Raw genomic sequence first — 20,897 nt, 5'->3', positions numbered from 1 at the left:
TGACCTTTTCGTCTAGGCCCCCTATAGAAACGCAACTTACCAATTTTTGGGAAGCCAATCTATACGCGTGTTCATTGGAAATTTAACATGCTTGTCGGTTGCTTCTATTAGAATTTAAAGGTGAAACCTATGTCCCGCGCCTGCGAATTGACTGGAAAAACAGTCCAATATGGCAACAATGTCAGCCACGCAAATAACAAATCGCGTCGCCGTTTTTTGCCAAATCTCTGCAATGTTACATTGATCTCGGATGCTCTCGAGCAAAGCTATCGTTTGCGCATTTCAGCAAATGCTTTGCGTTCGGTTGAACATCGCGGTGGTCTTGATGCTTTTCTTTTGAAGTCCGGTGACAAGGAATTGTCGCAACGGGCCCGCTTGTTGAAGCGTCAGATTGAAAAGAAGCTCGCTGAAGCAGCAGCCTGATTTTTTTCAATATACGATTCGTCTTGAGGGCCGATTTTCGGCCCTTTTTTCTGGTTCCATCACCCAGGTTAAAAAAATGAAACAGACCCGACATCTTATTTTTGCGGTTTTTGCAATGTGCGTCGCGGTGACGGCATCCAATGTTCTGGTGCAATATCCGTTTCACTGGTTCGGATTGGAACATCTTCTGACCTACGGTGCATTTACCTATCCGTTTGCTTTTCTCATCAACGATCTGACAAATCGTCGCTACGGCCCCCACGCTGCACGACGTATCGTTTATGCTGGTTTTATTGCCGGTCTTCTTGTTTCCTGGATTCTTGCAAGCCCCCGATTGGCAATTGCCTCGGGAACAGCTTTTCTTTTTGCGCAGTTGTTGGATATTCTGGTGTTCAATCCCTTGCGACGCAAAACCTGGTGGATAGCGCCGCTTGCGGCTGCAATTACCGGTTCGGCACTTGATACCGTGTGGTTTTTCGCTGTTGCTTTTTCCAGCCATTTTTCGTTTATCGACAAACTCACCGGTTATAGCGATAGCTCCATTCCTACCATGACAAATCTGATGGGGCTTGAGGTGCCTGTCTGGCTCTCATTATCTTGCGGCGATTTCTGCGTAAAACTATTCATGGGGCTATTTATGCTTTTGCCTTATGGTGCCATTCTGGCAATCTTCATGCCGGATATTTATCACGGAAAAATTCACGAAAATGGCGATCAAGCCATTTGACCAAGAATGGTTCGGGCAGCTTCGCGAATCATTGCTTTGTCGTTGCTTAATGTCATGAACTGGTAACCGAGTGACTGATAACGTTTGGCAAATGTGCTATTCGGGCAATAAACGCCGGCAATCAAATGCGCATCACGGGCTTTTTCGAATACCCGGCGCGCTCCAAATCTGTCAACGAGAAGTCTACGAGGTAATTGTAAAATCGCATATAAGCCTATAAAGACGCGGAAAGCAGCCATCTCATTTCGGTCAGTGACAAGCCGAGGTACTGTCGGATCAATGTGTTACTTATTGAAAGCGTCGAACGGTCGAAATATTTGATGGTTCCGATCAAAACCAGCAATAGAAGCGTTGTATTTTAACTTTAGCGGGCTTTAGGTTGGCACGTAATTCCGTCAACGTTCTCCTCCTCCATCGTTCTTCTTCCCCTCGAAAAACTTCCCCGATAAAACCGGATTGATTGATAAATGAAAGACAGATATTCAAGATAGAAATTGGTCAGATATTGATATATCTGATGTAAAACCCAATAAAATTATTTGGCGGGAACGGGGCAGATAAGACGTTTTTTAGATCGTAAGAAAACTATCTGTTGAGAATTTTTTGAGTAATGGCGCAATTTGTGCCGAAAAACCGGTGATAACCATATTTCGGAAGGGTTTGATTTTCTGGGGCAGAACGTGCGTAAGTGCTGCGGCAAAATGCTGATAAAGCCTGTTGCCAAGGGATTGCGTAACCGCCTCCAGAAAGTCCGGCTGATAGTGAAACGTATGCGGCGTCAAAACAGGGTGACCTGATAAGACAACTTAATCCAGTATCATGGGGTTGGGCAAATTATCATCGTCATATTGTTGCCAAAGGGACGTTTGGCTATATCGACTATCGCGTCAGGAAGTTGCTCTGGCGCTGGCCGTGCCGACGGCACGGTAATCGCAACAAATACTGGGTTGAGCATAAGTATTTTTACTCGATAGGTGGCGAGAACTGGGTATTCCAGAGTGTCAATGCGGAAAACGGCCTGCAAAGGTTGGTATCCTGCAAAGATATTCCTATCAAACATCACATTAAAATCAGGTCTGAGGCTAATTCATATGATCCGGTTGATGAGTTGTACTTCGAACAGCGGCAGGTTAAGCGCTGGAAAGAAGGTAAAATGCAGCGAGGAAAACTGAGATTAATTTGGGAGCGGCAGGTCTATCAATGTCCGATCTGCCACTAGGTCTTCAGAGATAATGATGATTGGGATGTCCATCTCATTATCAGACGAGTAGAAAGAGGTGGTGATGAAATCGATAATTTATTGATACTGCATCCTAACTGCCATCGGTTGATCCATAACCATGAAATGGATAAGGTACTATATGTGGTGTTTATACATAAAATAAATATCAATATGTTGACATTAAAATGAATGTCATGGTAATTTATACAGTATATAAAAACCGGAAGGAGCTCACCCATGGCAGGTAAAAATCAGCACGTAGTTAAAAGAAATGACGGTTGGGCTGTGCTTGGTGAAAAGAACTCCAGAGATACTTCACATCATCGCACGCAGCAGGAAGCTTTCGAAGCTGCGCGTGATATAGCAAAGAATCAGAGAAGTGAGGTTTTTATTCATGGTGAAAATGGGAAAATCCGTGAGCGGAATAGTTACGGTAATGATCCTTGTCCACCAAAAGGCTAACCCAACAGTTAAAATGTTGCTGGCCCAAACAGTAGTGCGGGCTTATAAAGGCTTGAGCTGTACACGGGGAGACTTGCATGTACGGTTCTTAGGGGACGGCACAGTAATGTGCTGCTGTTAACCGGCATAGAACGGATTTTCAGTTTTTAAAGAATGCCGATTTGATGATTGCATCACCGGTTAAGTATCGGAAAAGCTCACAGGCTAAAGCAATTTATCTGAAAAAGCATTGTCGAGTTTCACTGCGGGATCGGCACGCTAATGCGGTGGTTCGGGCGCAAAAAGAATCGTCAGGATAAAGCCTTCAGAATATTTCGTCGCTTAAGCCTGAGAAATGTCATGTCCGGATAGAGCGGCAGTGCAAATTCCGATGTTACTTTTGTTTCGATAAATTTTTGAGGTAATGAGCGGAAACAGGATTGAAAGTTTTCGGTCTTTCTGCGGTTAACCGATTGTTTTTCAAAAGCCAAAAAATAAAGAAAAATGAACCGGATCATTGGAACAAAGCAGTTTTGGAAAAAGCCGAATGAACGCGAATTTCCGAAAACGCATTAACGTTTAAACAAAGATATCGGAAAACATTGTGACAGCGTGATTATTTGTCGTGAAATTCTGATTGAAAAATGAAAATCGAAAAACCGCAGCGTGTAAAAGATAGCACCTGTTAGCGAGTTTTACGGGATTCATCCTCGTCAAACAGGCTTGCAAGTTGTTCCGTCATGGCGCCGGCAAGTTCTTCCGCATCGACAATTGTCACAGCGCGCTGATAATAGCGGGTGACATCGTGACCGATACCAATTGCTATGAGTTCAACCGGAGAATGTGTCTCGATTTCGTCAATGACAGCGCGTAGATGTTTTTCAAGATAATTACCGGGATTGACGGAAAGTGTGGAATCATCAACGGGAGCACCGTCAGAAATCATCATCAGAATGCGCCGGTATTCACGCCGGCCAAGTAACCGCTGATGAGCCCATATCAAAGCTTCGCCGTCGATATTTTCTTTAAGGAGCCCTTCGCGCATCATCAGTCCGAGATTGCGTTTGGCGCGCCGCCAAGGCGTATCGGCACTTTTATAAATAATGTGGCGCAGATCGTTAAGCCGTCCGGGATTGGCAGGTTTACCGTTGGCAAGCCATTTTTCGCGTGATTGGCCACCTTTCCATGCTTTTGTGGTAAAGCCTAGAATTTCAACCTTCACGCCGCAGCGTTCGAGCGTCCTTGCCAGAATATCGACGCAGGTTGCAGCAACAGTAATGGGGCGCCCTCTCATAGAGCCGGAATTATCAATGACCAGCGAGACGACGGTATCACGAAAATCGGTATCGCGTTCCTGTTTGAAAGAAAGTGGTTGTGTCGGGTCGATCACGACGCGCGGCAATCTTGCCGAGTCGAGATAACCTTCTTCAAGGTCAAAATTCCATGATCTGTTCTGTTGAGCCATCAAGCGCCGTTGCAAGCGGTTGGCGAGCTTGCCAACAGCGCCTTGCAAATTGGTAAGCTGCTTATCAAGAAACGCACGTAATTTTGTGAGTTCTTCAATGTCGCAAAGTTCGGAAGCTTCGACTTCCTCGTCAAATTCGCGCGTATAAACTTTGTAATCGCCAAGCTCGTCCATATCGGAAAATGGTGGTTGCGGGCGCTTTGTTTGTCCGGAAGTCTCCTCGGTGTCTATCTCTTCTGAATCGCTACCATCTTCTTCCGAAGAATCGGACGCTTCCATATCGCCGTCTTCGGCATCTTCATCAACATCATCAGAAGGTTCGCTTTCCGTCCTGTCGGAGCCTTCCTGTTCTTTTGAATCGCCGTCCTCGTTTTCCTGAGGCTCGTTGTTTTCATCCTCGTTTTCGCCATCGCTATCAGTCTCGTTCTCTTCGAGACTTTCAGCAAGTTGCATGGATGCCAACATATTACGCACAATGCGGGCAAATTTGTCCTGATCATTGACATTTTTTGCCAGATTATCGAGGTCTTTTCCGGTTTTTTCTTCAATCCACTTACGCCATAGATCGACGACCGGCCCAGCTTCTTCGGGTGGTTTACGTCCGGTAATCTTCTCGCGCACCATCAGCGCAAGTGCTTCTTCAAGGGGAGCTTCTTCCTTTGTGGTGATTGCCTGATAGTTTGCCCTTTTATATTTGTCAGCAAGCATTGCATCAAGGTTTTCTGCCATGCCTTCCATAGCGAGTGTGCCAATTGCTTCAACACGTGCCTGCTCGACAGCATCGTAAACGGCACGTGCTTCGGGGACCTGCGGAGCGAGATTGGAATGGATTTCACTATCATGCCATGCTTGACGCAAAGCCATTGAATCGGCAAGTCCGCGCGTAACAGCATAATCATTATATGTCGGGTGGCGGGGAATATCGGGAAGCCGTGCGTGTCCCGCCACTATAGCGGGGCGGTCTTCACCGAAAACTACATCAAGCTCATGATCGCCAGAGACCGCACGCATGCAAACAGTTGTCGCCCGTTTGAAAGGTTCACTGTCAATCAGTCCCGAAGGACGCTCTCGCGTGTTGTCTCCTGCTTGTGCGGTCATAAATGTTTTCCTTACGACAGAACCGCATGGGCCAGTGATTCAGGCAATTCCTTACCAAAAGCCCGTTGATAGAATTCAGCAACGGTCGGGCGTTCCAGTTCGTCGCACTTGTTTAAAAATGTAAGGCGGAATGCAAATCCCAGATCTTTGAAAATCTCGGTATTTTCAGCCCATGTAATGACAGTACGCGGGCTCATAACAGTTGATAGATCACCATTGATAAAAGCTTGTCTGGTCATGTCGGCAACATGAACCATTTGTGAAACCGTCTCGCGGCCTTCCTTGGTACGGAAACTCTTGGCTTTGGCAAGGACAATATTGACTTCGTTGTCATGCGGCAAATAGTTCAAAGTCGTCACAATCGACCAGCGGTCCATTTGCGCCTGATTGATCTGCTGCGTGCCATGATAAAGTCCGGTTGTATCGCCAAGACCGATTGTGTTTGCCGTGGCAAACAGGCGAAAGGCAGGATGTGGCGCAATAACACGGCTCTGATCAAGCAAGGTCAAACGTCCGGATGATTCCAGTACGCGCTGGATGACAAACATCACATCAGGACGACCGGCATCATATTCGTCAAAAACCAGGGCCACATTTCTTTGATAAGCCCAAGGCAGGATGCCATCCTGAAATTCGGTCACCTGCATGCCGTCTTTGATAACAATCGCATCCTTTCCGACAAGGTCGATACGACTGACATGACTATCAAGATTGACGCGAATACAAGGCCAGTTCAAACGCGCCGCAATCTGCTCAATATGGGTGGATTTTCCGGTGCCATGATAGCCTGAAACCATCACACGGCGATTATAAGCAAAACCGGCAAGGATTGCCAAAGTCGTTTCCCGATCGAACAGATAATCCGGATCAAGCTCGGGCACATTGGGATCTGTTTCGCTGAACGCTGGAACCTGCATATCGGTATCAATACCGAAAAGTTCGCGTGCCGATACTGTTATATCAGGCACATTATCAATACCCAGATCGTCCTTTGTCATCATGCCTCCATACGGATAAAACCGCGTCCGAATTAAATATGAACACACCATATAGCTATAATGTGTCTTAAAATGAAGAGCTACAAGCTCTCAAGCTGTTATCAGACTATCGGACAAGAATTTCAATGTTCCATCGAAAAGAATTGTCTTTTCTTCGTCTTCAGTCCTGTGTCAGCAAAAACCGGCATTTTTCAACAGGTTGTATGCCTGTAATACTTCACGCAAACGATCTTCGGAAGACCTGTCACCACCATTTGCATCAGGATGGTGAAGTTTCACCAAAGCTTTATATTTGGCTTTGATATCGCGGCTTGTGGCATTGGCTTCAAGCCCCAATGTCATGAAAGCCCGCGCTTCCAGTGTTTTCAATTTCCGCGGTGCGTTGGTTGAACGGCTTTGCTGGCTGAACATATGAAGAGGGTCATTCACCCTGTTTTGATAGGCAGCAGAACCGGAACGGATTCTGGAAAAATCGGCAGCAGGTTTGGCTGCGGCATTAACACCCGATTTCCATGTCGGGCGATGACCTGTCAGGGCGTCTTTCTGGAATTTGGCGATTTCTTCGTCTTTCAGCCCTGAAAAATAATTGAAATTCTTGTTATATTCGCGCACATGCTCGAGGCAAAAATGAAGATATTCACCCTCATGATCGCGCCCGGCTGGTGCCCGATGTGTACCAGGTTTGGTGCATCCCTCCCATTGACATTGGGGAGCCTGTGGCTCCGCCTTCTTTTTTCTGTTGGAACTGATGCGGATTGAATCAAATAATTTCGATGTGGTCGTCATGTTTCCGGCTTAATGCAAAACATATGCGTTTGACAAGAATTGACTTTAGGGATTTTTGTTCCCACATGTCTGTCACCGATTTTTATCAAGCAAGAATCGGGTCAAACTTACCGCTCAGATATGGGGTTAAAAGAAGAAAATGTCCAGCACAGTTGCAGAAACTATCAAGAAAAAGCTACAAGCTGCCTTTTCTCCATCTGCTATTGAAATTATTGATGAAAGTCACCTTCACGCCGGTCACCAGCATGAGGATGGTCAAACCTTTGATGGCAAAGGTGAAACGCATTTTCGCGTCAAAATTACCGCGAAGGCTTTTAAAGGCATGAAACGGGTGGATATTCATCGCGCAATAAACCACGTGCTCAAGCATGAACTTGAAAGTGGTATCCATGCCTTGGCCATTGAAGCCAAGGCTGAATGACCGGAGATAAGATTATCCGGTTTTGTTTTACAAAATAATAAAACTCTTAAAATCATACCGGATCAATCTTTTTCCTCAGGATGATTGTTGAACAAAATCCGGAATTACAAATATTTCCGAATTTTAAATGATAAAGTCAATGACCGTTTATTAGCGGTAATTCGGCAAGCATGCTTTTAAGATGGAGTGCATCCCACGGGAGATGTTCGGCAATTCCGACGCCAACGATAGTGGTTATTTCATTGACGTCTTTTATCAGCTTTACAACATGATCCATCGTCAGACGACCTTCGGCAATGCCCGCATATTTATCGGCACTGACACCGGGTTCGGCCATCAATAACGCGTGAAAGAGGTGAAAATCAAGGACATCAAGGTCGATATGGATAGCCAGATATTTGATATTCTGATTCTTGATCCACTCTAGGACCGGTTGATCGGATGTTTTCAATTGTTCCGGTGAAATCATAGCAATATCATGATCTTTCAGGAACTGTTTTTCATAATCAGTCGGATGGTGGATACCTGCAATCATGACCTTCTTTGCGGGCACCGGTGTTTAGACATCTTTAATAAGGTCAGGATCGCCATTTCCCATAAGTGCTCCCAAAACGTGGGCGTGGGAATGGGCAAATTGTTTCGGCGTCATAACGTCGGGATGGGCATCAATCCACAATATACCGAACGATTGACCATAAACCGTGCTCAGATATGAAAATGGCGCCAGATCGACCAGACAATCGCCGCCGAACATAACAATCTTGTCAGGCTTTTCTCTGTTGATAATCGCATATGCACTTTGAAGCTGTTTGACGATTTCTCCTCTTCCTATGATGCCGTTTTCATTTTTGAGAGGCATGCCCGGTTTTGTAACAGGAACAGTAAAGGATGGTGTGTTTGTGCTTGGAGCAAGATAATCCAACAATCCTGCACCAAGGTGATAAAGCGGATTATCTCCACCTTGCCATTGCGGCATAACAAGACGGATCGTTTTTGATTGGGTCATAACATCCTCCAACATGGTTTGGAGTCCGATATTCCTTTTGAAGTCGGGTTTTCTTTATAATTTTGTCAGGTGTTTTTATATCATTAAAAAGGCTGTATCAGTGATTGACCGGCCTGATGGTTTTTTAACAGTCAGAGGCGATTCTCAACGTGGATGGGCCTTTTTATAAACTTCCATTAAACGGTCCGTATCAACACCGGTATAAATTTGCGTGGTTGAAAGGCTTGCGTGACCGAGCAATTCCTGAATGGTGCGAAGATCCCCGCCACGCGACAAAAGATGCGTTGCAAAAGAATGCCTGAGCGCATGCGGTGTGACACTATCAGGAAGGCCGAGACTCGCTCGTAATTGTTGAACAGCGCGTTCGACAATTGCCCTTTGTAATTTTCCGCCACGCACACCGCGGAACAAAGGTTGATCGGGGGGAAGAATGAATGGACAGCAGGAAAGATAATCGTCTATTGCTTCATGGACAGCCGGAATAACAGGGACGAGACGGGTTTTCCCTCCCTTGCCGGTTACATAAATGCTGGTAGCGTTTTTGTCGCTAAAATCCGCAGGCGTCAGCGACAAAGCTTCCGAAATTCTTAGGCCACATCCATAGCAGAGAGTGAGAATGGCAGCGTTTCTGGAAGCAACCCAAGGCTCGTCGTCAAGCTGGGTTTTCTTGTCAACAATGTGTAAAGCGTCGGCAATATTAAGCGGTTTTGGTAACGATTTTGGTTGTTTCGGCGTGCGCACAATGCGTGCTGCCGGCACGTCGGCAAGTCCTGCACGTGTCAAAAAGTTGAAAAACGAACGTATGCCGGCAAGACCACGGCCGAGTGAACGCGAACCGACGCCCATATTGCGTCTATAGGCAAGAAATGACCTCATATCGGCGACACGAAGTCCGGAAAGATCGGAAATGTCTGGAATATGGCCCAGATGTTGACAAAGAAAGCTCAGAAACTGTCGGCTATCTCTTTCATAGGCTTCGACAGTGAGTTTTGCGACGCGACGTGTTTTTTGAAGCTGCTCGAGCCAGTCTTTGCGCGCAGACAAAAGCTGAGGTGTTGCTTCCAGTAAAGGAAGATCTGAGGGCACTATCTCTGTCATGACATCAATCTACCATGACAGAGTTTAACAGGGGGTTTCTTTGTCAGCTCAACTTTAATTGTTTTTTGTCGAGACGGGTTTTTCGTTTTTTAAAGCCTCGCCGGTTTTATCCGACGCCGCTTTCGGTGCATTCAATGCATTTTTCATATGGGCGAGATGGAGCCCCATGAGATTTGGAAGATTATTCATCGACATCAATTCTGCAAAGATCCAGCCAAGAAATCCTTGTTTATGGAGTTTTGCAAGTTGGTCGCCTGAAAGCTTGTTGAATTTCTCGGTGTCGATAATCCAGAAATTTTCGAGCCTTGCGGTTTGCCCGCTTTGCGAGCGTATGTCGATAGACTGTTTTTTGAACAGACCCATTTTGGCAACGGTTTCCAAAAATTTGCTTGTCTGTTCCATGCTGTTTTTGAATGCGTTCAGGAAGTTGATACGATCTTCCATGAAGGGTGAAACGCTGCCATCGCTGTTAAAAAGGTCGATACCTTCAACTTCATTGAACATGCCTGATTCGGAATCAAAGCAAACAGTCAATTCTTTCTGGTCAGGCGCTCCTGCCAACACAAATGGATAACGGCGGACGAATGCCGGAATATATGTGTCGGCACGCCACTTTTTATTTTTGTCGAGATAATCGTTTTCCTCATTTGCCAAACCGAGCATGGCAACGGCGGTATAGGTGATTTTACCCTCTTTATCTTCGGCACCCATAAACAATATAGGGTAACTTAATGCAGCCTGATAAAACTCTTCGCCAGCCAAAGGAACCCAATGGGTGTTTGCTGCAAAGTCGAGATTTTTCGGTGCACTGAATTTCAGCTTTTTGTGTGTTTCGCGTGAAATGGGGACAATATTTTTGTAAAAAAGCATAACTGTTGGCATAAGTACCCTCCTGAGTATTTTGTTTATATGGCTACGTTTTGCAAATTTTTGACCCCAAAGCCGCCATTTTCGCTTTTCAATCGGGATTCGACGGTTTGTTTCCTCTCGATCCCTATTGAATATGGTAGATGAACCATATTAAAGCGAACGGCTTGAATTTTGAGCGGGTATTATTAAAAAAGTCTCAAACTTGAAGTAAATTTTTAAGAAAAGCCGATTTTTAAGAGCGGAAAGCCGCAAATTGGAGCAAAAGCAGAACCATATGGAAAAAAGCAAAAATAATTTGGTGCGTCTTGCAACCATTGCGGCAGCCCACGGTATCAAAGGTGATGTAAAGCTTATGGTGTTTACCGCCGATCCTCTCGGACTTTCGTCTTATAGTACGGTATTCGACGAAAATGGAAGGTCTTTCAAAATTGAACATATAAGAAAAGCGTGCAACGCCATTATTGCCCATTTTTCAGGCATTGACGATCGCAACAGTGCCGAAGCGCTCAATGGAACAGCCCTTTATGTCGATCGGCAACAATTGCCGGATGATCTCGAAGAAGACGAATTTTATCAGACCGATCTTATCGGTTTGCGTGTGAGAGACGAGACCGGCCGAATGATCGGCGAGGTCAATGCATTCTTTGATTTTGGTGGTGGTGATATTCTTGAACTGAAAATTGAAGGTGAGGGGCTCAAACTCATTCCATTTTCAAAGGCTGCGGTTCCTGAAATCAATATTGGACAGGGTTTTATTGCCATTGATCGGCGGGCTGCAGGTCTCGTCGAGGATGATTCCAATCCGGAACGTGAGGAAGGATAATGAGTTTCAAGGCACAAGTACTGACCCTTTATCCGGAAATGTTTCCGGGGTTTCTCGGCCATTCTATGGCCGGTCGTGCGCTGGAAAACGGCATCTGGTCGCTTGATAAAGTCCAGATAAGGGATTTTGCGTCTGACCGTCATCATAGTGTGGATGACACACCGGCAGGCGGTGGCGCCGGAATGGTTATGAAGCCCGATGTGCTTGCGAAAGCCATTGACAGTGTCGACAATCGTTATCCCCGTTTATTGATGAGTCCGCGCGGGCGCACTTTTGACCAGAAAATGGCACATGAATTGAAAGATGGCGGGGGTGTCACCCTTATTTGCGGACGTTTTGAAGGTGTGGACGAAAGGGTGATCGAAGCCAGAAATCTAATCGAGGTTTCGATCGGCGATTACATTTTATCCGGTGGCGAGGGGGCAGCACTCGTTATACTTGATTCGATTGTGCGGCTTTTGCCCGGTGTGATGGGAAACAGTCAATCGGGTGAACAGGAAAGTTTCGAGACAGGGCTTCTTGAATATCCGCAATATACACGCCCGCAAATATTTGAAGGCAGATCAATTCCCGAAGTTTTGACATCAGGAAATCACAAAGCAATAGAAAATTGGCGTAAAAGCCGTGCGGAAGAAATAACAAGGTTAAAACGACCGGATCTTTATTCGGTTTACGAGAAAAATAACAGGAAAGCTTGATTCAGTTTTCATGATAGTGTATGGGCAAACCACGTTTTCAGATGGTACGTCATCTGCATCCGGAAATTAATGGATGGTGAACCCGCTCCTGCCGCAAGGCATAGCCGAAGGAACAAGGTTTCGAGGGCAAGAGTCGAGCGCTCTGACTGTTCGAGAAGAACATGAAGGATTGATGAGATGAATATTATACAACAGCTCGACGCCGAGCAGCGCGCAAAAATTGAAGAAAAGCGCAAACTTCCTGCCTTTCAGGCCGGTGATACACTTCGCGTTTCGGTTCGCGTTACTGAAGGAACACGTACCCGTGTTCAAGCTTATGAAGGTGTTTGCATTGCCCGTTCGGGTGGTGGTCTTAACGAGACATTCACCGTTCGTAAAATTTCCTATGGCGAGGGTGTAGAGCGCGTGTTCCCTGTTTATTCACCACTTGTCGAGGGTGTCGAGGTTGTTCGTCGCGGTAATGTACGTCGTGCCAAGCTTTATTATTTGCGTGGCCTTACCGGTAAAGCTGCCCGCATTTCCGAGAAAAGAGACTACCGCAAGAAGTCGGTTGATGTTCCAAGCACTGGTGAAGCCGAAACTGTCACTGTTGAAACAGTTGCTGCACCGCTACCGGAATCTGGTGATAAGTCAGAATAAAAGCCGGTCTGGTTCGATATGAAATAAAAGCGGCTTTAAAGCCGCTTTTTTATTGCATCGGGTTCTTTATGGAATTCGATGCGGGCTTTGCAAAATCGTGTGATCGTTCTTATCTCATATCATGTTCATTGACTTTTGGAACAATCGCCGAATAATGGCCCGTTTGAAAGTTGGAAACGCTTAATTTTTAATATTCAAGGACAAAAAAATGAGTGCCCCGCGTACGCTTTATGACAAGATTTTCGAAGATCATATTGTAGACCGTCAGGAAGACGGAACATGCCTACTCTATATTGATCGCCATCTTGTCCATGAAGTCACCAGTCCTCAGGCTTTCGAGGGCTTGCGCATGGCTCATCGTGCCGTACGGCATCCGGAAAAGACATTGGCGGTTGTCGATCATAATATTCCGACATCTCCCGATCGTGCAAAAGGCATCAAGAACGAGCAAAGCCGCACGCAAGTCGAGGCTTTGGCAAAAAACACGTCCGAATTCGGGATAGAATATTTTAACCAGAACGACAAACGTCAGGGTATTGTCCATATCATAGGGCCCGAGCAAGGCTTTACTCTGCCCGGCATGACGATCGTCTGCGGTGATAGCCATACTTCGACACATGGCGCTTTTGGTGCTCTTGCCCATGGCATCGGTACGTCCGAGGTCGAGCATGTTCTGGCGACCCAGACACTGATCCAGAAAAAATCCAAAAATATGCTGGTTCAGGTCAATGGTACTCTGCCGAAAGGCGTAACTGCCAAGGATCTTGTTCTGGCTATTATCGGAAAAATCGGTACGGCAGGCGGCACTGGACACGTCATAGAATTTACCGGTGAGGCAATACGTGGCCTTTCTATGGAAGGCCGGATGACCGTTTGCAATATGTCGATTGAAGCAGGTGCACGTGCCGGTATGATTGCACCGGATGAAACCACTTTTGATTATATCAGAAGTCGTCCGCGGGCGCCGAAGGGTGAAATGCTGGAGAAAGCAATTGCCTATTGGAAAACACTGAAATCGGATGAAGGCGCCCATTACGACACTGTCGTCACACTTGACGCGAGCGAGCTTGTGCCATCGGTTACCTGGGGCTCGTCGCCGGAAGATGTTGTTCCGGTTACTGGAGTTGTTCCCGATCCTGAAGAGATTGCCGACGAAACCAAACGTGCTTCCAAAATGCGTGCACTTGAATATATGGGCTTGAAGGCTGGAACGAAAATGACCGACATCAAGATTGATCGGGTCTTCATCGGTTCTTGCACCAATGGACGTATTGAAGATATGCGTGCGGCGGCCGCAATGGTTAAAGGGAAAAAGGTTTCACCCACCGTTTCGGCAATGGTTGTTCCGGGGTCAGGTCTCGTCAAGGAACAGGCAGAAAAAGAAGGGCTTGATAAAATCTTCAAGGATGCCGGTTTTGACTGGCGGGAGCCCGGTTGTTCCATGTGCCTTGCGATGAATGATGACCGGTTGGAACCGGGAGAGCGCTGTGCTTCTACGTCGAACCGTAATTTTGAGAGTAGACAAGGTTATAAAGGGCGTACGCATCTGGTTTCTCCGGCCATGGCGGCTGCGGCTGCAATTGCCGGCCATTTTGTCGATATCAGAGACTGGAAATAGTATTGTAAGAGACCATAGGCTCAAACAACGACCCTTTACGTTTTAACCAAGTCACTTTAAACATAAATGAAGTTAAAACGCCACCAAAGGGAGTTCGGGTGTTATGGCAGATAATAACGAAGACCGGCATGATGTCACAATCAACCTGTTACATTTGAATGACGCACGTTTACTTGCTCCTCTTCTTGCAAGTTATACCCAGGCATTGAAGCGTGGCGCACCACGTCGTCCTGATGAGTATTATGCCGAACAGTTATTACAAGACCGGACGGCAGAAGTACTCGGTGCCCATGTTGATGGCGAGCTTGTCGGCTTTGTTATTTTTTATGACCATCCCGAGCCTGTTTCGGGCTTGCGGGCAGGACAAGTCGATCACATCCATGTCCATCATGCCTATCAGGGTAAGGGCATTGCCAAAGCCATGATTGATCTGCTTTGCGATAAGGCCGAAGAGCGAGGCTGGACAAAGTTGATTTTGAATGCTCCCCGTGTTCCCGAGGATGGACGCAAGCTTTATGAACAGATTGCTGTCAAAGGGGATTGGACAGGCTATATTATCCGTTTCGACTGAGACAGCTAAAGCTTTTTTGCTTGGGTTGCTTTGATTAATCAAAATAAACTTAAGAAAACCGTTTTGTTTGAAAATGCAAAACGGTTTTCTGTTATTCGGGGGAATGTTTGTTTAAATGGAGCAACAAAAGAGAATCAGTTCATGGGTTTAACGCCAAAGCGGGGCTTTCATAAGGTAAAATATGACTATATTTATCATATTTTTAAACGATTAAAACAGGTTTTAAGGTAAAAACTATTCCCGATCTCAATGATTTGATGACAAGAATGTGCTTTAGAGCTTTGACGTGGAGTAAAATCCGCATTAGAAGAGATAACGTTCTATAGTTTTGACTAAAGAACATTCGGTTGTTTTTGGGTGTGACCTTTAATCCGCCAACTGAAATGGCCGGCCTGTAGTATTGGAGGAAAACTATCATTCCAATGCATTGAGAGTTATTTCCAACCTGTTTGCAATGTTAATGCAATACAGACGGGAGGAATGGCGGGGATGGTTAGTCCATTTTCGCAGTCAAAACCAGGTCAGGAAAGCCTATGACAGATACGACAACAACAAAAACGCGTCCTCTTTCACCACATGTCAGCATTTATCGCTGGCCTATTACGATGGCAATGTCTATTGCACACCGTATTACAGGAGGTGCTCTTTATGTTGGCACTTTGTTCCTTGCAGCATGGTTGATGGCAGCCGCTTCGAGTGAGGGGGCATTTGAAACAGTAAACGGCTTTTTCAACTCGTTTATCGGGCGCTGCATTCTGTTTCTTTACACATTGGCTCTTGTTCATCACCTTGTTGGAGGTGTGCGGCATTTTTTCTGGGATACGAGAACCTATCTTCTTGAAAAGCATTGCGCGACCAAAACAGCTTGGGCAACAGTCTTTATTTCCATTATCGCGACGCTTCTTATCTGGATCGTCGGTTATTGCGTCCGTTAATGGCAGGGAGATATTTATGAAAAAAGATTTCAGAACAGAGCTCGGAAAAGTTCGGGGCTGGGGAGCTGCACATACCGGAACAAGCCATTTTTGGGCACAGCGTATGACCGCTCTTGCCAATGTTCCGCTATTCATTTTTTTTATTGTGCTTGTTGTCTCTCTCGTTGGCAAGGATTACGCAACCGTACACGCAACACTGGAAAATCCGATTGTCGCTGTCGTGATGGCTTTGATGATTCTTTCCGGTATTTATCATATGAAACTGGGTATGCAGGTCATCTTGGAAGATTATCTTCCGAATGAAGCGACGCGTGTTTTGATGTTGGCACTCAATACGTTCTTTTGTTACGTGATTGGTGCCGGTCTGCTTCTTGCCCTTCTGAAAATTTCATTGGGAGGTTGATCTCTATGGTCACCACTTCTTCAAATAGTTCCACAACGAAAAGTGGAAAAGCCTACCATTATGTCGACCATAAATTCGACGTTGTCATCATTGGTGCCGGCGGCTCCGGATTACGTGCAACACTTGGAATGGCCGAGCAGGGGTTGAAAACCGCCTGCATTACCAAGGTTTTTCCGACACGTTCACATACTGTGGCAGCACAAGGCGGCATTGCGGCATCGCTATCCAATATGGGGCCGGACAATTGGCAGTGGCATATGTATGACACGATCAAGGGGTCCGACTGGTTGGGCGATATGGATGCCATGGAATATCTTGTGCGCAATGCGCCAGCGGCTGTCTATGAACTTGAACATTATGGTGTGCCGTTCTCACGTACCGAAGATGGTAAAATCTATCAACGGCCGTTCGGCGGACATACAACAGATTTCGGAGCCGGTCCGCCCGTTCAGCGGACTTGCGCAGCTGCCGACCGCACGGGGCACGCTATTTTGCACACGCTTTATGGTCAAAGCTTGAAGCATAATGCGCAATTCTTTGTTGAATATTATGCAATCGACCTCATTATGACCGACGGCGTTTGCACAGGCGTTGTTGCCTGGAATCTTGATGACGGAACAATCCACCGTTTTTCGGCCAAAATGGTTGTTCTGGCAACAGGTGGCTATGGTCGTGCTTATTTCTCGGCAACCTCTGCTCACACTTGCACAGGCGATGGCGGCGGTATGATTGCCCGAGCCGGTCTACCGTTGCAGGATATGGAATTTGTTCAATTCCATCCGACCGGTATCTATGGTTCGGGGTGTCTGATTACCGAAGGTGCCCGCGGTGAAGGTGGTTACCTCATCAATTCGGAAGGCGAGCGTTTCATGGAACGCTATGCTCCTTCGTTCAAGGATCTTGCTTCGCGCGACGTCGTTTCGCGTTGTATGACGATTGAAATAAGGGAAGGACGTGGTGTTGGTCCTAAAAAAGATCACATCTATCTTGTCCTCAGCCACATTGATCCGGCCATTTTGCATGAGCGTCTGCCGGGTATTTCGGAATCAGCCCGCATTTTTGCCGGTGTTGATGTCACGAAAGATCCGATACCGGTCATTCCGACGGTCCACTATAATATGGGCGGCATACCGACCAATTATTTTGGCGAGGTCTTAAATCCGACGGATGATGAGCCGGATCGTGTCCAGCCTGGTTTGATGGCCGTTGGCGAAGCAGGATGTGCATCGGTACATGGTGCTAATCGTCTCGGCTCGAACTCGTTGATCGATCTTGTGGTATTCGGCCGCGCAGCCGCCATTCGTGCAGGCGAGGTTATTGATCGTAAATCGGAAATTCCGCCGATCAATGAGCAGGCGGTCGAAAAGATCATGGATCGTTTCGATCGGATCCGTTATGCAAATGGAGCAAAACCGACAGCCAAGTTGCGTGAGAAAATGCAACACGCAATGCAGGAAGATGCTGCTGTTTTCCGTACGGAAGAATCGCTTCAGCAAGGTTGCCGACGCATTTCGGAAATCTGGAAGGAATTGCCGGATGTAAAAGTAACCGACCGTTCGCTTATCTGGAATTCCGATCTGATGGAAACATTGGAATTGGAAAACCTGATGGCCAATGCGATTTCGACGGTTTATTCTGCCGAAGCCCGTCATGAAAGCCGTGGTGCTCATGCACGTGAGGACTACCCGGAGCGTGATGACAAGAACTGGCGCAAGCACACACTTTCGCGCTTGTCTGAAGACGGGAAAGTTACGCTTTCCTATCGTGGTGTCCACCTCAACCCGTTAACCAAAGAGGAAGACGGTGGCATTTCGCTCAAGAAAATTGCGCCTAAGAAGCGCGTTTACTAAGGGGAGATACTGATAATGGTTCATATGGCGCTTCCCAAGAATTCGCAAGTCAAGCCGGGTAAGGTCTGGCCAAAGCCGGCTGATACATCGAAACTGACCGAGTTCCACATTTATCGCTGGTCGCCGGATGACGACCAGAACCCGCGTCTCGACACTTATTATGTCGATCGCAATGCGTGCGGGCCGATGATTCTTGATGGACTTCTATACATCAAGAACAATGTTGATCCGACATTGACATTGCGTCGCTCCTGCCGTGAAGGTATTTGCGGTTCATGTGCGATGAATATTGACGGGTCGAATACCCTTGCCTGTATTACAGGCATGGATGAGGTCAAGCATCCGATCAAGATTTATCCTTTGCCATCAATGCCGGTGGTAAAGGATCTTGTTCCGGATCTTAACCGTTTCTATGCCCAGCATCGGTCGATCGAGCCGTGGTTGCATACCGTTTCACCGGTGCCCGAGAAAGAATGGCTGCAAAGTCACGAAGACCGTCAGAAACTTGATGGCCTTTACGAATGTATTCTTTGTGCCTGCTGCCAGACATCTTGCCCGAGCTATTGGTGGAATGGTGACCGGTACCTTGGGCCGGCAGTGTTACTGCAAGCCTATCGTTGGATTGCCGATACGCGTGATGAAGCTAAGGGCGAACGTCTGGATAACCTTGAGGATCCGTTCCGGCTTTATCGTTGCCACACCATCATGAATTGTGCGCAAACATGCCCGAAGGGGTTGAACCCTGCCAAGGCTATTGCCGAAATCAAGAAATTGATGATTGAACGGCGCGTTTAACGATCACGCTGCGGAACTTTGTTTTTTTAAAAGCCGTGTAAAAATTTACACGGCTTTTTATTTTACCTTCATTTTCCACATTTTTGAAAAATGAGAATTTTTTAAAAAGCAGCGTCGGCTTAAAGCCAACCTGTGTGCAGATTATAAAATTAAGGTTGTCACTCCCTTTCATGAAGGGCCGGAGTAACCGGTTACACATATAGATATATTTTTCGAAGTTGTGTCATTTTCCGTATTGCTATGAACATCCGTAACCTCATTTCAGGCATAGATTTAGTGAAGTAATACGCACTTTCACTTGTTGGTTTTGAAGGCCGCCGGGTCAATTTCTTATGTCTTTAAACATACGCATTGTCTTGAAATGTAATGAATTGAACAGAGGCTTTCCCGAGAAAAAGCGATAAGGCTTCGGGGAAAATTATCCAACAAAATCATTATAAACAGGGTCACAACGGAATTACGTTGAAGGGTGGAAAGTGAAAAAACACAATTCAGGAACCGTAAGACGCCGATTGAAAGCTCAACGGATCAGGCGAATCCGGATTCGCCAGCTATTCCGCTTGTAGATTTCGGTTTTGCAACCGGACCCGTTTTCGTAATCAGATCCGATTGTTGTGATGTTCAAACGGTTAAATGAGTCTCAATAACAAAGCCGATCGGCTTTTTACGGCATTTGATAAAAAGGGATGGGGCTCATCTCTAAAGTGCTTCACCTAAAAGAAGTTTGGGGGAACCATCAGTAATTCCGGCAGCTTCTTGAATGAAATAATTTTTCATCTTTGGCATCCGTTCGACGAGGCCAAGACCAACATCGCGCAACAAACGTATTGGCGAAATGTCGTTGGAAAACAGACGGTTCAATACATCCGTTGTTATTCCCATGCGAACTGTCTCGAATCTGCGCCATGCCTGATAACGCTCCAATCCGACACTTGAACCGATATCAAGGCCGAGGCGGGCAGTTTCGACAATAATCTGGGCAAGCGCTGCAACATCGCGAAAACCAAGATTCAATCCCTGCCCGGAAATCGGATGAATGCCATGGGCGGCGTCTCCGGCAAGTGCGAAACGCGGTTTGACGAAGCTTCTTGCCAAAGTGAGACCGAACGGAAAGGCGCGTCTGTCACCAATAAGTTTCAAAGCACCGAGATGATGCCCGAAACGGGCTTCAAGTTCAGCTTCAAAAACAATATCGTCGGCATCCATCAGGCGCTTGGCGTCTTTGTCGCGCTCGTTCCAGACAAGTGAAGAACGATTGCCTTTTAGTGGCAGAATAGCAAAAGGTCCCGAGGGCAGAAAATGCTCCTCCGCGCGTCCATTATGTGGCCGCTCATGTTCGACTGTGCAAACAATCCCCATCTGGCCGTAAGGCCAATAGAGAGTTTTGATATCGGCGATATCGCGGAGTTTAGAGCGCACACCATCGGCAGCGACAAGAAGCCGGCTCTGCAACGAACTTCCATTGCTCAAATCAATAAGCATCTCGTTACCATTATTGCTAAAATTGCTGACGCTTATTTCTTCCAAAACCGGTATTTCCAGTTCATTCGCACGGCGATGAAGTGCAGCATTCAAATATTTGTTTTCAACCATATAGGCAAAAGGCTCGCCCGGAGCGACATTGCCCTCGAAGGTGAGGAAAACCGGTCTCACGGGATCACTATTGCGTGAGTCTGTAATGATCATATCGTTGATCGGTTGTGATAATGACTCTATTTCATCCCAGCATTGAAGTTGTCGAAGCATACGAATGGCAGCAGCAGCAATTGCCGAAGCGCGCGGGTCTGTTTTCCAACTATCCCTCGGAGCCGCGTCGATTACAGCTATTTTCAGGGAAGGTACAGCCTGTTTGACAGCAACAGCCAAGGAAAGGCCGACATAGGCACCTCCTGCAATGACGAGATCCAGAACTTTTTCAGTAGGGGTTGCAGAAGAAGACATAGGGCTTCCTTTCGTAAGTTTTTATCAGCTTGACGGTTGTTGACAATCATCTGCTTTCCTGTTTCACCT

General features: G+C 46.6%; 20 protein-coding genes and 3 pseudogenes. 15 read left to right on the top strand and 8 right to left on the bottom strand.

Annotated features, from left to right (window positions below; all coding sequences use genetic code 11):
* Window positions 1-129 precede the first annotated feature (129 nt).
* Window positions 130-423, top strand: a complete 294-nt coding sequence (rpmB, locus tag H3V14_RS00855; protein ID WP_075869408.1) for a 50S ribosomal protein L28 — start codon at window positions 130-132, stop codon at window positions 421-423.
* A 76-nt stretch (window positions 424-499) separates the two neighbouring features.
* Entirely contained in the window at window positions 500-1,150 is a 651-nt protein-coding gene (locus H3V14_RS00850; RefSeq protein WP_198226082.1) for a queuosine precursor transporter, read from the top strand.
* Here the strand turns inward: H3V14_RS00850 and H3V14_RS00845 are convergent.
* Complete coding sequence (locus H3V14_RS00845) at window positions 1,138-1,389, bottom strand: hypothetical protein (RefSeq protein WP_198214444.1); 252 nt, start codon at window positions 1,387-1,389, stop codon at window positions 1,138-1,140. The two genes, H3V14_RS00850 and H3V14_RS00845, sit on opposite strands and share 13 nt — an antisense overlap.
* A gap of 548 nt (window positions 1,390-1,937) precedes the next feature.
* Here H3V14_RS00845 and H3V14_RS10965 point away from each other — a divergent pair.
* The 3 genes and pseudogenes from H3V14_RS10965 to H3V14_RS00830 form a co-directional block, all read left to right on the top strand.
* A pseudogene (locus H3V14_RS10965) lies at window positions 1,938-2,369 on the top strand (group II intron maturase-specific domain-containing protein); the annotation flags it as partial.
* A 15-nt stretch (window positions 2,370-2,384) separates the two neighbouring features.
* A pseudogene (locus H3V14_RS10960) lies at window positions 2,385-2,561 on the top strand (HNH endonuclease signature motif containing protein); the annotation flags it as partial.
* A gap of 48 nt (window positions 2,562-2,609) precedes the next feature.
* Window positions 2,610-2,834 carry a DUF2188 domain-containing protein gene (locus H3V14_RS00830; RefSeq protein WP_198214445.1) on the top strand — a complete coding sequence of 75 codons (225 nt, stop codon included), beginning with the start codon at window positions 2,610-2,612 and terminating at the stop codon, window positions 2,832-2,834.
* A gap of 664 nt (window positions 2,835-3,498) precedes the next feature.
* Here the strand turns inward: H3V14_RS00830 and cobT are convergent.
* From cobT to H3V14_RS00815, 3 genes are all read right to left on the bottom strand, one after another.
* Window positions 3,499-5,376: a cobaltochelatase subunit CobT gene (gene cobT, locus H3V14_RS00825; RefSeq protein WP_198226081.1), complete on the bottom strand. Its 1,878-nt coding sequence runs from the start codon at window positions 5,374-5,376 to the stop codon at window positions 3,499-3,501.
* 11 nt (window positions 5,377-5,387) lie between these two features.
* On the bottom strand, window positions 5,388-6,374 hold the full coding sequence (cobS, locus tag H3V14_RS00820; RefSeq protein ID WP_075869903.1) for a cobaltochelatase subunit CobS: 987 nt from the start codon (window positions 6,372-6,374) through the stop codon (window positions 5,388-5,390).
* A gap of 171 nt (window positions 6,375-6,545) precedes the next feature.
* Window positions 6,546-7,160 (bottom strand): J domain-containing protein, encoded by a 615-nt coding sequence (locus H3V14_RS00815; RefSeq protein WP_075869404.1) that lies wholly within the window; start codon window positions 7,158-7,160, stop codon window positions 6,546-6,548.
* Window positions 7,161-7,299: 139 nt separating this feature from the next.
* On the opposite strand from H3V14_RS00815, the gene H3V14_RS00810 reads away from it, so the two are divergent.
* On the top strand, window positions 7,300-7,581 hold the full coding sequence (locus tag H3V14_RS00810) for a BolA family transcriptional regulator (protein WP_198214447.1): 282 nt from the start codon (window positions 7,300-7,302) through the stop codon (window positions 7,579-7,581).
* Window positions 7,582-7,717: 136 nt separating this feature from the next.
* Here H3V14_RS00810 and H3V14_RS10775 read toward each other — a convergent pair.
* The 3 genes and pseudogenes from H3V14_RS10775 to H3V14_RS00790 all read right to left on the bottom strand — a co-directional run bounded on the left by H3V14_RS10775 (window position 7,718) and on the right by H3V14_RS00790 (window position 10,567).
* Window positions 7,718-8,440 (bottom strand): annotated as a pseudogene (locus H3V14_RS10775) (arginase family protein).
* A gap of 291 nt (window positions 8,441-8,731) precedes the next feature.
* Window positions 8,732-9,685, bottom strand: coding sequence for a tyrosine recombinase XerC (locus tag H3V14_RS00795; protein WP_198226078.1), 954 nt, complete (start codon window positions 9,683-9,685; stop codon window positions 8,732-8,734).
* Window positions 9,686-9,739: 54 nt separating this feature from the next.
* Window positions 9,740-10,567 (bottom strand): SapC family protein, encoded by an 828-nt coding sequence (locus H3V14_RS00790; RefSeq protein WP_198226077.1) that lies wholly within the window; start codon window positions 10,565-10,567, stop codon window positions 9,740-9,742.
* A gap of 262 nt (window positions 10,568-10,829) precedes the next feature.
* On the opposite strand from H3V14_RS00790, the gene rimM reads away from it, so the two are divergent.
* From rimM to H3V14_RS00745, 9 genes are all read left to right on the top strand, one after another.
* Window positions 10,830-11,378, top strand: coding sequence for a ribosome maturation factor RimM (gene rimM / locus H3V14_RS00785; protein ID WP_198226076.1), 549 nt, complete (start codon window positions 10,830-10,832; stop codon window positions 11,376-11,378).
* The gene (gene trmD, locus H3V14_RS00780; protein WP_198226075.1) at window positions 11,378-12,076 is read left to right on the top strand and encodes a tRNA (guanosine(37)-N1)-methyltransferase TrmD; all 699 of its coding nucleotides are present in this window, start codon (window positions 11,378-11,380) and stop codon (window positions 12,074-12,076) included. The genes rimM and trmD overlap by 1 nt, the downstream gene beginning before the upstream one ends.
* A 177-nt stretch (window positions 12,077-12,253) precedes the next feature.
* Window positions 12,254-12,715: a 50S ribosomal protein L19 gene (gene rplS / locus H3V14_RS00775; RefSeq protein WP_075869399.1), complete on the top strand. Its 462-nt coding sequence runs from the start codon at window positions 12,254-12,256 to the stop codon at window positions 12,713-12,715.
* Between the two features lie 208 nt (window positions 12,716-12,923).
* Window positions 12,924-14,333, top strand: coding sequence for a 3-isopropylmalate dehydratase large subunit (gene leuC / locus H3V14_RS00770; protein ID WP_198226074.1), 1,410 nt, complete (start codon window positions 12,924-12,926; stop codon window positions 14,331-14,333).
* A 103-nt stretch (window positions 14,334-14,436) separates the two neighbouring features.
* Window positions 14,437-14,904 carry a GNAT family N-acetyltransferase gene (locus H3V14_RS00765; protein ID WP_075869397.1) on the top strand — a complete coding sequence of 156 codons (468 nt, stop codon included), beginning with the start codon at window positions 14,437-14,439 and terminating at the stop codon, window positions 14,902-14,904.
* A 533-nt stretch (window positions 14,905-15,437) separates the two neighbouring features.
* The gene (sdhC, locus tag H3V14_RS00760; RefSeq protein ID WP_075913833.1) at window positions 15,438-15,839 is read left to right on the top strand and encodes a succinate dehydrogenase, cytochrome b556 subunit; all 402 of its coding nucleotides are present in this window, start codon (window positions 15,438-15,440) and stop codon (window positions 15,837-15,839) included.
* 16 nt (window positions 15,840-15,855) lie between these two features.
* On the top strand, window positions 15,856-16,242 hold the full coding sequence (gene sdhD, locus H3V14_RS00755) for a succinate dehydrogenase, hydrophobic membrane anchor protein (protein ID WP_075869395.1): 387 nt from the start codon (window positions 15,856-15,858) through the stop codon (window positions 16,240-16,242).
* 5 nt (window positions 16,243-16,247) lie between these two features.
* Window positions 16,248-18,092, top strand: coding sequence for a succinate dehydrogenase flavoprotein subunit (sdhA, locus tag H3V14_RS00750; protein ID WP_075869394.1), 1,845 nt, complete (start codon window positions 16,248-16,250; stop codon window positions 18,090-18,092).
* 15 nt (window positions 18,093-18,107) lie between these two features.
* A complete protein-coding gene (locus tag H3V14_RS00745) occupies window positions 18,108-18,887 on the top strand; it encodes a succinate dehydrogenase iron-sulfur subunit (RefSeq protein ID WP_075869393.1) in 780 nt (259 codons plus the stop codon).
* A 699-nt stretch (window positions 18,888-19,586) separates the two neighbouring features.
* On the opposite strand, the gene H3V14_RS00740 is transcribed toward H3V14_RS00745, so the two are convergent.
* A complete protein-coding gene (locus H3V14_RS00740; protein WP_198226073.1) occupies window positions 19,587-20,828 on the bottom strand; it encodes a ubiquinone biosynthesis hydroxylase in 1,242 nt (413 codons plus the stop codon).
* Between the last annotated feature and the right edge of the window lie 69 nt (window positions 20,829-20,897).

Origin of the sequence: Bartonella sp. W8151 (assembly GCF_016100385.1) — a bacterium.
Classification (GTDB): Bacteria; Pseudomonadota; Alphaproteobacteria; order Rhizobiales; family Rhizobiaceae; genus Bartonella; species Bartonella apis.
This window is presented reverse-complemented; position numbering and strand designations above follow the sequence as displayed.